General features: G+C 66.4%; 17 protein-coding genes. 6 read left to right on the forward strand and 11 right to left on the reverse strand.

Annotated features, from left to right (window positions below):
• Positions 1-457 precede the first annotated feature (457 nt).
• The 4 genes from QZY48_RS02515 to pdxH all read right to left on the reverse strand — a co-directional run bounded on the left by QZY48_RS02515 (position 458) and on the right by pdxH (position 2,781).
• Entirely contained in the window at positions 458-949 is a 492-nt protein-coding gene (locus QZY48_RS02515; protein WP_295427278.1) for a thiol-disulfide oxidoreductase DCC family protein, read from the reverse strand.
• Between the two features lie 52 nt (positions 950-1,001).
• Positions 1,002-1,847 (reverse strand): hypothetical protein, encoded by an 846-nt coding sequence (locus tag QZY48_RS02520; RefSeq protein ID WP_295427281.1) that lies wholly within the window; start codon positions 1,845-1,847, stop codon positions 1,002-1,004.
• Positions 1,838-2,017, reverse strand: a complete 180-nt coding sequence (locus QZY48_RS02525) for a hypothetical protein (RefSeq protein WP_295427284.1) — start codon at positions 2,015-2,017, stop codon at positions 1,838-1,840. The genes QZY48_RS02520 and QZY48_RS02525 overlap by 10 nt, the downstream gene beginning before the upstream one ends.
• A 119-nt stretch (positions 2,018-2,136) precedes the next feature.
• Positions 2,137-2,781: a pyridoxamine 5'-phosphate oxidase gene (pdxH, locus tag QZY48_RS02530; protein WP_295427287.1), complete on the reverse strand. Its 645-nt coding sequence runs from the start codon at positions 2,779-2,781 to the stop codon at positions 2,137-2,139.
• Positions 2,782-3,083: 302 nt separating this feature from the next.
• Between pdxH and aceA the strand changes: the two genes are divergently transcribed.
• From aceA to QZY48_RS02545, 3 genes are all read left to right on the forward strand, one after another.
• Positions 3,084-4,391 (forward strand): isocitrate lyase, encoded by a 1,308-nt coding sequence (gene aceA, locus QZY48_RS02535; protein ID WP_295427289.1) that lies wholly within the window; start codon positions 3,084-3,086, stop codon positions 4,389-4,391.
• Positions 4,392-4,710: 319 nt separating this feature from the next.
• Positions 4,711-4,842 (forward strand): DUF6516 family protein, encoded by a 132-nt coding sequence (locus QZY48_RS02540; protein ID WP_295427292.1) that lies wholly within the window; start codon positions 4,711-4,713, stop codon positions 4,840-4,842.
• Positions 4,839-5,204, forward strand: a complete 366-nt coding sequence (locus QZY48_RS02545; protein ID WP_295427294.1) for a transcriptional regulator — start codon at positions 4,839-4,841, stop codon at positions 5,202-5,204. The genes QZY48_RS02540 and QZY48_RS02545 overlap by 4 nt, the downstream gene beginning before the upstream one ends.
• Positions 5,205-5,791: 587 nt before the next feature.
• On the opposite strand, the gene QZY48_RS02550 is transcribed toward QZY48_RS02545, so the two are convergent.
• The 6 genes from QZY48_RS02550 to QZY48_RS02575 form a co-directional block, all read right to left on the reverse strand.
• Positions 5,792-6,202 (reverse strand): PIN domain-containing protein, encoded by a 411-nt coding sequence (locus QZY48_RS02550; protein WP_295427298.1) that lies wholly within the window; start codon positions 6,200-6,202, stop codon positions 5,792-5,794.
• 9 nt (positions 6,203-6,211) lie between these two features.
• A complete protein-coding gene (locus QZY48_RS02555; protein ID WP_295427300.1) occupies positions 6,212-6,493 on the reverse strand; it encodes a hypothetical protein in 282 nt (93 codons plus the stop codon).
• Positions 6,490-7,017 (reverse strand): zeta toxin family protein, encoded by a 528-nt coding sequence (locus QZY48_RS02560; protein ID WP_295427303.1) that lies wholly within the window; start codon positions 7,015-7,017, stop codon positions 6,490-6,492. Before QZY48_RS02560 ends, QZY48_RS02555 begins: the two co-directional genes overlap by 4 nt.
• On the reverse strand, positions 7,014-8,228 hold the full coding sequence (locus QZY48_RS02565) for a restriction endonuclease subunit S (RefSeq protein WP_295427306.1): 1,215 nt from the start codon (positions 8,226-8,228) through the stop codon (positions 7,014-7,016). The genes QZY48_RS02560 and QZY48_RS02565 overlap by 4 nt, the downstream gene beginning before the upstream one ends.
• Before the next feature lie 67 nt (positions 8,229-8,295).
• Positions 8,296-10,422 (reverse strand): N-6 DNA methylase, encoded by a 2,127-nt coding sequence (locus QZY48_RS02570; RefSeq protein ID WP_295427309.1) that lies wholly within the window; start codon positions 10,420-10,422, stop codon positions 8,296-8,298.
• A gap of 351 nt (positions 10,423-10,773) precedes the next feature.
• A complete protein-coding gene (locus tag QZY48_RS02575) occupies positions 10,774-10,920 on the reverse strand; it encodes a CHAT domain-containing protein (RefSeq protein WP_295427312.1) in 147 nt (48 codons plus the stop codon).
• Between the two features lie 16 nt (positions 10,921-10,936).
• On the opposite strand from QZY48_RS02575, the gene QZY48_RS02580 reads away from it, so the two are divergent.
• The 3 genes from QZY48_RS02580 (at position 10,937) to QZY48_RS02590 (ending at position 11,759) form a co-directional block, all read left to right on the forward strand.
• Positions 10,937-11,065: a hypothetical protein gene (locus QZY48_RS02580; RefSeq protein WP_295427313.1), complete on the forward strand. Its 129-nt coding sequence runs from the start codon at positions 10,937-10,939 to the stop codon at positions 11,063-11,065.
• Positions 11,066-11,310: 245 nt separating this feature from the next.
• Complete coding sequence (locus QZY48_RS02585; protein ID WP_295427316.1) at positions 11,311-11,448, forward strand: hypothetical protein; 138 nt, start codon at positions 11,311-11,313, stop codon at positions 11,446-11,448.
• Between the two features lie 17 nt (positions 11,449-11,465).
• Positions 11,466-11,759 carry a hypothetical protein gene (locus tag QZY48_RS02590; protein ID WP_295427319.1) on the forward strand — a complete coding sequence of 98 codons (294 nt, stop codon included), beginning with the start codon at positions 11,466-11,468 and terminating at the stop codon, positions 11,757-11,759.
• A gap of 92 nt (positions 11,760-11,851) precedes the next feature.
• On the opposite strand, the gene QZY48_RS02595 is transcribed toward QZY48_RS02590, so the two are convergent.
• Positions 11,852-14,023, reverse strand: a complete 2,172-nt coding sequence (locus QZY48_RS02595; protein WP_295427322.1) for a malate synthase G — start codon at positions 14,021-14,023, stop codon at positions 11,852-11,854.
• Positions 14,024-14,276: the final 253 nt, after the last annotated feature.

Here is a 14,276-nt window from a genome sequence, read left to right on the forward strand (position 1 = left end):
AATTCCCCGATAGACCGTGAAAGTCCGGAGGTGACCTCGCGGGTTACGCGAGCGACGCGGGGCACCGCCTCGGCGCCTCTGCGTCTCTGCGCCTCTGCGAGAGACCTCTTGAAGAATCTCACGCAGAGGCGCAGAGACGCAGAGAAGAATCGGCTAAGTCGGGTTACCGTGAGAGCCGCTCCCGCCGCGGGCTTTCATGTTGCGGGGTGACGGACAACCCCTCATGGCCCTTAGGCTGAAGCCGCTCCCACGACGCCCACCAACACTCCTCCGTCACCCCGGAACAGGGACGTCTCTTGTGGGAGCGGCCTCCGGCCGCGATGCGGCGCCGCGGCGAACGCCGATGCCGCGTTCCCGTCGCGGCCCGTCGCGGCTGAAGCCGCTCCCACAGCGTCGCTGCGCGACCTTTACGGTCAAGGTCTGGGGCTGAGGGAGGGCGGGGCGGCGGCGCCTGCCCTCAACCGACCCCGCAGACGCCCGACTTGCAGCGGCTGCGAAAACGCCGGGCGGCGAAGCGGCTGTAGGCCCAGTCGAGGGGGTGCAGCAGCCCCAGGCCGGTCACGACCCGGGCCAGGTGGCGATAGTAGGGGAGCCGCCGCCAGATCGCGACGAACCCGGCCACGCCGCTGACCAAGCGGCCATCGACCTCGATGACATGCAGGCGGGCCATGGCCTGACGGGTGTCGAGTCCGACCTGACGCAGGCGTTCCGGCGCGGCCAGCAGGTCCACCCACTCCACCGCGCCGTCCCGGTCGAGTTTGCGGTAATGGGCGATCTCGCGCCGACACAAGGGACAGCCGCCGTCGTAGAAAAGGACCGGTCGCGGTAGTGTGTCGATCATTTCGGGTTGGTCGTCCTGGTTGGCGGCGGCGCCATCGTGCGCCGCGGCCTGGCGGCAGGCGACCGGGCCCCGCATGGCAGGGATCGATCGCACGCCTTTGAAGTACATAACATCAGTCCTTACCGCCGCACTTCAACCTGACCCGGTCCCGCCGGCGGTGTCACCAGCGCCGCTGCCCGGCGCTCGACGCCGGCCGCCGCCGCACGGCCAGCGCCGCGAGGCCAAGCGCGAGGAGCGTGAGCGGGGGCGGGGCGGGCACCGCCAGCGGCGCGCCGGAGAGCACCCGCAGATTGGAGAAGACCGCCTGCGCCGTGCCGCTCTGCCAGGGCGTGCCGAAGGTCCCGTCGCTGCGCAGGAAGAGCGAGACCAGGAGGTCGCCGTCGTCCCACTGGTTCTGGATGCCGGTGAAGGTGGCGGCGCCCGCTGCACCGGACGCACCCTGGGCGTTGGAGGCGCCCAGGATCACATTGCCGGTCGTTGCCCGGTAGCTTATGAACATGCTGCCGGTGGCGGAGGCCGCGAAGAAAATCGGCAGCGCCTGGCTGATGTCGTCGACCCGCGCGGCGGCGCCGAAGGCCAGAGCAATATCGTTGTTGAACAGGAGCGCCGCCCCGGCTGAATTCACCCCATTGATGTCCTCCCCGATGCCGAAGCCGATCCCCAAAGAGCCGACCGGACTGCTGCCGAAGGTGACGGCGAAATCGATCGCCAAATCGAAGTCGGCGCCGGGGCTGAAGGCATAGCCGAGACTGGAGGCGCCGGGGGTCTTGCCGTTGACGCTCTGGTAGCCGATGTCGGTCCCGCCGGGGACTGGTCCCCCGTCGGCGCTCAGGGTGACCCGGGTCGCCGTCGCGAGACCGGTGAAACTCGCGTGTGGCGGGTCCTGCACCTGGGTCCAGGTCTGCAAGTCGGTGAGACCGGCCCGGGCCGGCTCCGGCAGCAGGCCCAGGGCGCCGAGGGCAAGGAGTGACAGGGCGCCGGTGCGCCATGGGTGGTTCAAACGCATCGTGTCGTCTCCCGGTGCTGGTGATCGCGATCGGCGTCTACTGGACCCCGATTCTCCCGGAGTCCGCGCACGCGGGCAAGCCGCGCGGCGCGCTCGGGTGCGATCAGAACTGATGTGGTGACCGAGATCCTGGGTACGTTGTCGTTGTCGTAATCGAATAATCCGACCACGATTACGACAACGACAACGACAACGACAACGACGCCCGGTCCTTGAGAACGTCCGGTAGCTGTAGCTGTAGGGTACGACATGTGCGTTAACACATCAGTTCTGATCGCACCCCGCGCGCTCAGGGCGCCAGGCGCTCCACCGTCCAGTCCGCGCCCGCGGCGCGTCGGTAGCGGAAGCGGTCGTGCAGCCGGCAGTCGCGCCCCTGCCAGAATTCGATCTCGGTCGGCTCCACCCGGTAGCCGCCCCAGAAGTCCGGCAGCGGGATCTCCCCCTCGGCAAAGCGCCGCTGCATCGCCGCCACCTCCTGCTCCAGCAGGGAGCGCGAACTGATGACCCGACTCTGGGGCGAGGCCCAGGCCCCGATCTGGCTGCCGCGCGGGCGGGTGGCGAAGTACCGCAGCGACTCCGTGGTGGAGATGCGCCGGGCGCTGCCGGTGATGTGCACCTGACGGGCCAAGGCGACCCAGGGGAAGAGCAGGGCGACCCGCGGGTTGGTCCCGATCTGGTGCGACTTGCGGCTGTCGTAGTTGGTGAAGAAGACGAAGCCCGCCCGGTCGTAGAGCTTGAGCAGCACGGTGCGCAGGTAGGGCTGGCCGTCCGGATCGACCGTCGCCAGGCTCATGGCGTTGGGCTCGGGCAGGTCCTGGGCGATGGCGTCCTCGTACCAGTGCTGGAACTGGAGCACGGGGTCCGGGTTCAGGTCCGCCTCGCCCAGACCCTGGGCCATGGCGGCGGTGCGGAAGGCTTCCGGGTTCACATTCATCGCGTAGGTCCTGTGGCTGGGGGCGGGGAGTCGCGGGGGCTCCCGGGCGGTCGACGACCGTACCGCCGTGGGGTTCTACCGCCAATCATCGACTGTTGCACCGACCCCTGGCAACAGCAATACTGACTATTAGTAGAATTCGTTCGTCAAATGCCCGCCGGCCCGGTAATTTGCCGGGTTAAGACCGAGATAATTGGTCGGTAAATAAGAACAAGGCCCGCGCGAACAGGCAGCGGGACCCGCCGGGGGCGAGGCGAGGCAGGCAGTTTCCGGTTTTTCCACCACTTCAAGAGAGTTACCACATGACCCGCGACGAACAAATCAAGGCTCTGGAAATGGATTGGGCAGAGAACCCGCGTTGGACGGATGTGAAGCGCGGCTACAAGGCCGCCGACGTGGTGCGTCTGCGCGGCAGTGTCCAACCCGAGCACACCCTGGCCCAGCGCGGTGCGGAGCGGTTGTGGGAACTGGTACGCGGCGGCTCCAAGAAGGGCTATGTCAACTGCATGGGCGCCATCACCGCCGGTCAGGCGATGCAGCAGGCCAAGGCCGGGATCGAGGCCATCTATCTCTCCGGCTGGCAGGTGGCCGCGGACGGCAACACCTCCGAGACCATGTACCCGGACCAGTCGCTCTATGCCTATGATTCGGTCCCGACCATGGTGCGGCGCATCAACAACACCTTCAAGCGGGCCGACGAGATCCAGTGGTCGCGCGGCATCGGCCCCGGCGACAAGGATTTCATCGACTACTTCCTGCCCATCGTGGCGGATGCCGAGGCCGGCTTCGGCGGCGTGCTCAACGCCTTCGAGCTGATGAAGAACATGATCGTCGCCGGCGCCGCCGGGGTCCACTTCGAGGACCAACTCGCCGCCGTCAAGAAGTGCGGCCACATGGGCGGCAAGGTCCTGGTGCCCACCCGCGAGGCGGTCGAGAAGCTGATCGCCGCGCGCCTGGCCTCCGACGTCATGGGCGTGCCCACGCTGCTCCTGGCCCGCACCGACGCCAAGGCCGCCAACCTCCTGACCAACGATGTCGACCCCAACGACAAGCCCTTCCTCACCGGCGCCCGCTCCGACGAGGGCTTCTATGTGGTGCGCAACGGCGGTGAGCAGGCGATCAGCCGCGGCCTCGCCTATGCCCCCTATGCGGATCTGGTGTGGTGCGAGACCGAGACCCCGGACCTGGGCTTTGCCAAGGAGTTCGCCGATGAACTGCTCAAGGCCAACCCCAACAAGCTCTTGGCCTATAACTGCTCGCCCTCCTTCAACTGGAAGAAGAACCTGAACGACAAGGAGATCGCGAGCTTCCAGGAAGGCCTCTCCGATCTGGGCTACAAGTACCAGTTCATCACCCTGGCCGGCATCCACAACATGTGGTACAACATGTTCGACCTGGCCTATGACTATGCCCGCGGCCAGGGCATGAAGCACTATGTCGAGAAGGTCCAGGAGCGCGAGTTCGAAGCCCGCGAGCGCGGCTACACCTTCGTCTCCCATCAACAGGAGGTCGGTGTCGGCTATTTCGACGATGTGACCACCGTCATCCAGGGCGGCCACTCCTCGGTCACCGCGCTCACCGGGTCGACCGAAGAAGAGCAGTTCCACTGATCTGATCTTTGCCGGCCAGGGATGGCCGCGGATTTTGGGCGGGCCGCCTCCGACGCGGTGGACAAGGTGACCGCCAACCCGGCGCCGGTCGGCCACCAGGCCGCTGAGTTTGTAGACCAGGTCCACCTGCTTGCGGATGTTGGACCCCGGATGCCATATACTCCCCGTCATGTCTGCCGAACGACTGATGGGGTTCCGCAAAACGTACGACGACGGGGCTATCCTCGAGGCCGTCGTGTGGCGGCTGCCGACGCCGGTACCGGGTTGTGGCCACCCGTACAAGTACCGCCTGTTCTAAGGCTATCCCGGTAGGCGCGTCGTGGGCTTCGACAACGAGCGGGGTAAGGGTGACCATTTGCACCGCGGGGGTACGCAGCACCCCTATCGATTCATCACCCCCGAGCGTCTCTTAGACGATTTCTTGGCCGAGGTCCAGAGGCAACGCCGATGAACAGAACCGCAGTGATTCGTGTGGAGCGGGGGCGCGACGCGGCCCTGTCGGATCTGCGCGCGCGCTTCCTGATGGCTTGGAAGACCGGAAACTATCAGGGTGAGGTCTTCGTGTTTGAGTCGCCGAAGGCGCTGTTTCAGGTGCTGACGCCCGAGCGGTGGGAGTTGATCGAATGCCTTCACGGGGTGGGGGCGCTGGACGCGGCGGCCCTTGCTGCTGCGCTGCGTCGGGAGGGACAGTACGTTGACGCAGATTGTCAGGCATTGCTGGAAGCCGGGCTGATCGAGCGCGACGGAGTCGGCCGCTGGTGCGTTCCCTTTGCGGAGATCCGGGCGGATTTCGCTTTGCGGGGGGCGGCCTGATAGAAGCCCGGTGCGGATGCCCGGTTCCGGACAGTGCGGCTTGCGTTTACTGGCAGTGCGATGGTGTTGCGGCGATCCAGGCTCAAAGCCCACTGGTGGGCGCGCGCGGCCTCGATCGTTGCCCCGGGCACCTGCCGGACGGGAGGTCGCCGGTCCGCACAGCGGACCCTACGGACCGCAGCGCCCGCGAACCCGTCGGGTCCGCTGTGCGGACCGAGCGGTACTGACCGCAGTGATGATCAAGGCTCGGTGGTGGCGTTGATTCGTGGCGCGCGCTCCGGCGATATGCGCCTCGCTCTAGGCCGCCAGCAACGCCAGCCCATGGGCGCTGCGCTGCCAGATGTACTCGTAGATTCGGGCGGCGGCCTCCTGATGGGCGCGACCAATCCGCCGCTAGTGCTATCCTCCTCGTCACCCAGGGCGTATTGCGCGAGGGCCTCGTGCAGACCCCGGAGCATCCCGTTGTAGTCGACAATGACCCCGCACTCCTTGCCCGGATAGATGCGGTTCGCGCGCGCAATCGCCTGCATCAGGGTATGGGCGCGCATCGGCTTGTCGAAGGCGGTCTTCGCTGTTGATGTTGGTGATCATGCGGCCGGATACCGGGCAAGAAATTCCTCCGGGGTCAGGGCCGGTACCGAGGAGGCGGTGAAATCGCGCTCATTGCGGGTGATGACCCAGGATGCGCCGCAGGCAACGGCGGCAGCGGCTTGCAGCGCGTCTTCAAAGTCCTTCATGGGCCAGGCCAGGGCGTTGACCGCATCGGCCCGCGTGGTCGGGGAAATCTCCGCCCAGGTCAGGACACCGCGGATAAAATCCCGGGCCATCGTTGCCGAGTCTTGTCGCTCGATGAGATAGGCCAAGGTGGCGACCGTGTGCCACGCCAGATAGCCCTGATACTGTCGTCCGCAGGCGGCGATCAAGGCCGCGGATGCGCCTTCGCCGGGGCGTTTGAAGGCGATGTCCAGAAGAACATTGATATCCAGTAGCAGGCGCATGATCGGCGTCTAACGCAAGTGCTTGTTCAGCACATATTTGAGTCGCTCGTCATCTTCGTTGGGTTGCTCTCGACCGGCAAGGCAGCCACTCCAGGTCGCCACCCACAGCGCCGCGGCATCGGCCTGCGTGTCTGCGGCGGATGTATCCTCGACCCGGGCGCCGCCCTGCATCACCACCCCGGTGCCGGTCTGTCTGGCGAGTTCGCGGGCGCGCCGGCCGCCACGCAGCAAAGCGGCGGGTGCCGCTTGCATGTCCGCATCCGGCAAGTGGGAAACGATGTCTCTGTTCATGGGTGTCGTCCTTCGTCAACCAGGGTCGGGGGGTCGGCGCTGTTGTCGAACCACTGCCAATAGTCTACCCGATGGCGGTAGATGTCCTGAAACTTCCTCAGTCCGGCGGCGAAACGGCGATCGATGGTGGCGGGCGGGATTGCGTGCCCGCCCTGGCGGACCCGCATCGCTACCCGTCTGATCGCCTCGTCCGGCGAGTCGAGCGACAGGAAGATCAGCTTGACCAGGTAGCCCGCCGCGCGCCAGTTGTCGATCATACCGACATAGGTGGAACCCGCGAGGGTGGTCTCAAAGGCGAAGCTGTGCCCGGCCGCCGAGTGGTGGGCGATTTCCTGAAGCATCAGGCGTCCGGCGCGCACTGCCGCCGTCTCCGGCTGGAAGGGTGCGAGGCCGGCGGCGATCAGGTCCGCGTTGATGAAGACCGGGCAGCCGGCCTCATTGGGTAGAAACTCCCGGGCAAAGGTCGTCTTGCCGGCGCCGTTGGGGCCGGCGATGATGAGGATACGTTTCTCCCGGGTGGTCATACCGCAAGCTCGCCGCTCATCAGGCGGGGGAGGAGGAGGTCGCGGGCGGTGCGGAGTCGCTGGTTTTGTTCGTCGAGAACATCGCACAGTTGGGTGGCTGTGTCAGCTTGCTCTGCATAGATTTCCTGAAGCCGCCGAGGTGCGATGAGAATCGGCACGGATCGCAGCAGGGACGTGTTGAGGTTCGGCATGGTTGCGCCCTTGGCGCGGTTGGCGATAACGCCAGCGGTCTCAGGTGAACCCAGGTCTTCGGGAATCCGGGCAATCGACGAGACGGAGATTCGGAAGCCGATCAGGTCCTTAGGCATGACCACCGGGATGCCGTCTTCACTGTAGTCGGACTGATGGAGTTGACTTCCGAATGGGCCGGTCTGGATTCCATCTCCCTCCATGCAGAGCGCTTCCAGCGGCTTCCGCTTCCAGCCCTCAGGTACGCCGTTCGTGATCGGGGTGTGCTCGTAGCCCGGAAAACGTAGGCGGACGAACCACTCGTTGTAGAGTTTCCGCGCTGAGTCCTCCAACAGTGCCATCCGCCGTCGGTTGTTTTCAATCAGATCGTCGTAGCCGGAGAGGACATCTGCAATGCGCCTTTGAACGGTGATTGGGGGAAGCGCGATTGCAAGAGACTTAAGAATGCCCAGGTTTATTCCAGGTACTGCGCCGCCGATGCTGCGACTCCTGACGTATTCTGCATATCGTGGCGATGCAAAATAGTAAAAACAGAAGCGTGGATCAGCGATGCTGCTTGCTACGCGAAGCTTCAACTGTTTGTTGGAGATGATGTACTCGGGGTACGGGCCGTCTTCGGGAATTAGACCAACCTGACCTATCGTGCCCCAACAGGTGAACACCAAGTCGCCGCCACGGACATGCTGCGGGCGATATTCCTGTGCGCGAGCGTCCGAGACGAAAACAAAGCCGTTCGGCACAAATCGGGTGAGGTCATCTTTAAGGTTGTTACCCCGAATGATCGGTACGCCATCATCGACGAAGTATTTTGAGCTGATCTTAGAGCCGAACGGTCCGGCCACGCAAGAGTGCGGCTCAGTGGACTTGATGTCGCCTGCCGTGTAGAGGCGCCAACCTTTGGGCACTGGGTAGATGAGGCTGGAAACGGATGTTGTCATGTTCGAAATGCAGCGACGGTTTTCTGAGTTTTCGCTGCCAGCCGTGTCTTGCACGCCTCCAGCACCGCGCTCCCGTGATGCCAAGGCAATTGTGCAAGAACCTCTTGCACAATTGCTGTCTCCCGCCAGGCAGTCACGAAGGTCCGCTTGTTCATACTCCTAGTCCCTCGAAATTCTCCTGAATCCGCACCGCCAGCCCCGCCGCCTCCCGGTTCAAGTCCGCCAACTCGGTATGAATGTCGCGCAACGTCTGCTCGAAGTCGAAATCGTCGTCGACCTCGGGGGGCGCGACGCCGACATAGCGCCCGGGGGTCAGGCTCCAGTCGGCGGCGGCGATCTCGGCGCGGTCGACCAGCCGCACCAGCCCGGCGACCGGCACCAGCTCGGCGTTGGGGAAACGGTCCTGGAGCCAGACCACCTGGCGGTGGAAGTAGAGCGCCTTGCGCGTCTCTTCGAGCTGTTTCACCTCACGGCCGACGGCCCGGCGATCGTAGGGCTCCGGGGGCCGGGCATCTGGCCCGGGAAGCGCTTTGTCACGCCCTTTCAGGGCTTGGTCGTCCTTTTCGGACGACCCCGGGCCTTGCCCTGGGCTGGTAGGTCGCGCCCCTTCGGGGCTTGCCGGGACCTTAGGCGCTGGCGTCTGGGGCGGGGTGGAAAGCTCACTCGCCAACTCGGCGCCCAGATCCGCCGCCCGGGCGCTGAGCTTGTAGAGCAGGTCCACCTGCTTGACCAGTCCCCGGATCGACTCGGCGATGGGCTCGAAGGCGCGCCGGGCGCCGTGCTGGGTCTGCACCAGCAGCGCGAGCCCGGCGGCGGACGGCGCATCGGCTGCCTCAGGCACCGCCGACACCGCGGCGGGCGAGGGCGGCGGGGTACCGTCGGTTGGCGCCGTTGCCGTGGTGTAAGCGATCAGGGCGGCGACCAACTGGGCGGCATCGGCGGCGTAGAGGCCTGACGCCTCGTCCAATTCGGCCAGGGCGGCGGTGAGCGCCTGCCGCGGCGCCGGGTCCGCGTCGGGCGGCCCGGCCGGCGCCTGCACCAGGGCCGCTAAGCGCCCGCGAAGCCCGGTGAACTGGGCTTCGAAGGCGGCAAGGGCAAAGGGGATCAGCGCGCCCTCGGCACGGACCCGGGTCAGATAGTCCCGGACCAGCCCCAGGAACCGTTGCCACTGGCCGCGGTAGAGCCAGACGATGGCCGCGAGGTTCTTCATCTGCTCCGGGGAGAAGTCGTAGATCTTGCGCGTGACCTTGCGATAGACGTTGCGGGCGTCGAGCATCAGGACCTGGTCGCGGCGCGCGGCGGGCTTGCCGCGGTCGAAGAACCAGAGTTCGCAGGGGACGGTGCGGGTGTAGAAGAAGTTGGCGCGGATGGAGATCATCAGGTCCAGGTCGCCGGTCTCGATCAGCTTGCGCCGGACCTCCTTTTCACCGTGCCCGGCGCTCGACGCCTGGGAGGACATGACGAAGCCGGCGCGCCCGCGGGCGTTGAGATAGCTCCAGAAGTAGGAGATCCAGAGATAGTTGCCGTTGCCGACCTTCTTCTGCTCGATGAAGTGGCTGGACTGGACGAACATGCCGCCGGAGCCGCAGGCGGGGTCGAAGACCACGCCGTGATCGGGCTCGATGACGTTGACGATGGTCTGCACCAGGGCCGATGGGGTGAAGAACTCGCCGTTGTCGTGGGCCTTCTGGACCGAGAATTTGGCGAGGAAATACTCGTAGATGCGCCCGAAGACGTCGCCCGTGGCGGCCCTGATCCGCTCGCTGTTGAAGACCCGCATCAGGTCCTCGAGCACCCGGGTCTCGAAGATGCCGTAGTCCCTGGGCAGCACGCCCGCGAGCGGTGCGAAACTGTCCTCGATGGCGGTCATGGCGTCGTTGACGAGCCTGGGCAGCGCGGTGCCGCCCAGGGCCGCCTGCTGCATGATCCAGTCGAAGCGCGCCTGCTGCGGCAGGTACAGGGCGCGGCGGCGGATGTAGTCCTCCGGCAGGAGGCGGCGCTGCGGCATCCGGCCGCTCGCCTGGTCCGCGGCGATCTGACGCCCCGCGGCCTCGAGGCGGTTGGCCGCGTGACGCAGGAAGACCACCCCCAGGACGGGCATGAAGTAGTCGCTGGACGTGAGTTTGGAGTTGGCCCGCAGGTTGTCCGCCGCCTCCCAGAGGTCGGACTCGAGTTGCTCGATGTCCTTGAAGGTTCCGTTCGTCATGCCGTGGTGCTGCGCTCGCTCGCGGTGCTGGAAGTCACCGCGGATCATCCACCACTGGCGGTCGGGTCGCAACGGGTGGTGCCGCGGCGTTACTGCCGTCAAGTAAAGCGCCGACGGCCCGGCTTCTCGTTCCCACGCTCCCGCGTCACTGCCATTAAGTTAAGCCTCACTTGCAGTCCGGCCCGGCCTGGGAGCGCCGCACCCCAGTGCGGCGCGATCTCGCAGATAACCCCGCCGGTGTGGGTTGAGCAGAGGCCGCGCCGCACTGGGGTGCGGCGCTCCCAGTAGCCGTGCGGCTTAATTCAATGGCAGCGCCGCAGGAGCGTGGGAGCCGGAAGGGCTCAACCTAATGGCCGTGTACCGCGGCCTGGGGGCAAATCCGGACGCTCCAGGGTTTCGTGACGCCACGGGTCGCCAGAGGTCTCAGCCGCGCTCCACCAGCACGAAGGGCGCCCAGTACTTTGGGTCGCGTTTGCGCGCATCGCTGTCCCCGATCCAGTCGAGCTGGGTCTTGCGCAGCGCCTGCGCGGGCGAGCGATGGCCCTGCGGGTCGAGCCAATTCTTGTGCATTCCGAGCGGTCGGGTAATGATCGTAGTCGATCTCGCCCAAGGCCAGCATAGCGGCTCTGGCGCGATCGGCAGCGACGGCCAGCAGGTCGCGCCCGGTGCGCAGCTCCCGCAACGACTGGCCCTGCACCCAGTAGCGGCCCTGTAGACAGAAACAGGCATTGGCTGCCGCGACGCCGCCCCATAGCAGCAGGAGCGGTTCGACCCTCTGCGCCAGTGAACGCCTACCGTTGAAATTGGGCTGTAAGGCCCCGGACCTCTACGCCGGCATCGGCGCTATTGCCGGCCCTTCGGTCGGCAGCAGTCAATACAGTGCCACGGTCGATAAATCAGGCCTTCCGGGCACGAATGTTGAGAATGCGATCAAGGTCTGCAAATCGCTTGCCGGGGGCAATGCCGCATCGCAAGGTCGCGGGCTACGCCGTCACACTCGGCTGCGCCGCCGGCGGCCCGAACCCGATCAAGGGCTACCATGTGGTGATCACGGGACCCTCAGCGCGGGATGAAACGCTGCCCGGGGGGCCCGCCTGAGTAAGAAATACGATGGATTGGCGGCCGGCAGCTACCAGGCAGTGGTTTCAGCGACAGATGAGAAGGGGGTAGAGTCGCCGAAGATCACCAGCAGGCAATTTCAAATCCCCGCAGCGGCGGTGTCCTGCATCACCGCGGATAACAAGACGCATGTCGCCAAGTCGCGCGCACATGCGTGTTACCTCTGGTGGTACTGCGCCAATGGCTCGGAGGATTATCTCGGCTATTTCAGTTCAGCCATCACGAGCCTGCAAATGAAGCCGGATAAGCCCGATTATTGGACGCGGGTTGACGGCTGCACTGCCCAGTGAGCCTGTGAGCCAATCCCGAGGAGCAAGCCGCCCGGCGGCGCCGGCCCGATGTCGGCGCCGCCGGGGGCACTCCCTGCCCCCGGCGCGGCGCCTCAGCCCGCGGCCTTGAGCCGCTTGCGCATGGCGTGCAGGGTGGGCTCGGTATAGCCGTTGGGGACCTCGCGGCCCTTGAAGATCAGGTCGCAGGCGGCCTCGAAGGCGGTGCCGTCGAAGGCCGGGGCCAGCGGCCGGTAGAGCGGGTCACCGGCATTCTGACCATCCACCACGACCGCCATCCGCTTCATGGTCGCCATCAGCTGCTCGCGGCTGACGACGCCGTGGTGCAGCCAGTTGGCCATGATCTGGCTGGCGATGCGCAGGGTCGCGCGGTCCTCCATCAGGCCGACGTTGTTGAGATCGGGGACCTTGGAACAGCCCACGCCCTGGTCAATCCAGCGCACCACATAGCCCAGGATCGCCTGGCAGTTGAGGTCACACTCCTGCTGGATCTCGTCCGGCGTCCAGGCGCGGTGCGGGTCGAGCGGGATCTGCAGGATGGTGTCGAGGCTCGCGCGGCGACCGCCGGCGGCGATCTCGGCCTGGCGGGCGGCGACGTCCACCTGGTGGTAGTGCAGGGCGTGCAGGGTGGCGGCGGTGGGGGAGGGGACCCAGGCGCAGTTGGCGCCGGCGCGCGGGTGGACGGCCTTGGTCTCGACCATGGCGCGCATCTCGTCGGGCATGGTCCACATGCCCTTGCCGATCTGGGCGTGGCCGGGCAGACCGCAGGCGAGGCCGGCGTCGACGTTCCAGTCCTCATAGGCCAGGAGCCAGGGGGCGCTCTTCATGTCGCCCTTGCGCATGACCGGGCCGGCCTCCATGGCGGTGTGGATCTCGTCGCCGGTGCGGTCCAGGAAGCCGGTGTTGATGAAGATAAGGCGTTCGCGGGCGACCCGGATGCACTCCTTGAGGTTGACGGTGGTGCGCCGCTCCTCGTCCATGATGCCGATCTTGAGCGTGTTGCGGGGCAGTCCCAGGGCGTCCTCCACCCGGGCGAAGAGGTCGACGGTGAACTGGACCTCCTCGGGTCCGTGCATCTTGGGCTTGACGATGTAGATGCTCCCGGCGCGGGAGTTGCGCAGCGCGCCATTACCCTTGAGATCATGGACGGCGCACAGGGACGTCATCAGACAATCGAGCACCCCCTCCGGAACCTCGGAACCGTCCGGCAGCAGTACGGCGTCATTGGTCATCAGGTGGCCGACGTTGCGCACCAGCATGAGTGAGCGCCCGGGCAGGGTGAGGGTGCCGCCGGCCGGGGTGGTGTAGGTCCGGTCGGGCTCCAGGGCGCGCTCCAACTCCCGGCCGCCCTTGTCGAAGCGGGCGGTCAGGGTGCCCTTCATCAGGCCCAGCCAGTTGCGGTAGACACCGACCTTGTCGACGGCGTCCACGGCGGCGACCGAGTCCTCGCAGTCCTGGATGGTGGTGATGGCGGACTCGACCAGGACATCGGCGACCCCGGCCGGGCTCGCCTGGCCGACCGGGTGCGCGCGGTCGAGTTTGAGTTCCAGGTGCAGGCCGTGATTGACCAGCAGGATGGCGGTGGGGGCGGCCGCGTCGCCGCGGTAACCGGCGAAGCGGGCCTCGTCCTTGAGCGCGGTGCGGCCGTCCTCCGCCAGGTCGACGACCAACCGGCCCTGCTCCACCCGGTAGCCGCGCGCGTCCTGGTGGGAGCCCTGGGCGAGCGGTGCGGCCTGATCCAGGAAGGCGGCCGCCCGGGTGATGACCTCGGCCCCGCGCGCCGGGTTGTAGCCCTTGCCGCGCGCCAGACTGCCCGCTTCAGGGATCACATCGGTGCCGTAGAGTGCGTCATAGAGGCTGCCCCAGCGGGCATTGGCGGCGTTCAGGGCATAGCGCGGGATGCTGACCGGGACCACCAGTTGGGGACCGGCGATGCGGGTGATCTCCGGATCCAGGTTGGCGGTGGTCACGGCGAAGTCCGGGCCCTCCGGCACCAGATAGCCGATGTCCCCGAGGAAGGCGCGGTAGGCGCCCGGGTCGATGGCGTGACCCTGGCGCGCCCGATACCAGTCGTCGATCTGGGCCTGGATGGCGTCACGGCGCGCGAGCAGGGCCCGGTTGCGCGGGGCCAATTCGGCCAGCATGGCGGCGAAGGACCGCCAGAGGCCGTCGGGGTCGATCCCCGTGCCCGGGGCGATCTCATCTTTTACCAGGTCATACAGGGGCTTGGCGATTTTGAGTCCGCCGATATCCACGCGCTCGGTCATCTGTGTTTGCTCCGGCCCCCGGGTTGCTGAGGGGGTGTCATGGTCGTGAGTGGCAGGGGCGCTGCTGTGCCCCCGGTGCAGTCGGGAGAATGTCAGGCCGCGGGGGGCCGGCTGCAAGTCGCGGGGGCGATTGTTCCGCGCCCCGCGGCGCCCCGTCGCGTTCGTCCGGCCCGAAATGTCTTGACAACGGCGGGCAGTTCTCACGGACCGGTTGTCGTTGTCGTTGTCGTTGTCGTAATCGTGGTCGGGTTAT

This window comes from uncultured Thiodictyon sp. (assembly GCF_903828115.1).
Lineage (GTDB): Bacteria > Pseudomonadota > Gammaproteobacteria > Chromatiales > Chromatiaceae > Thiodictyon.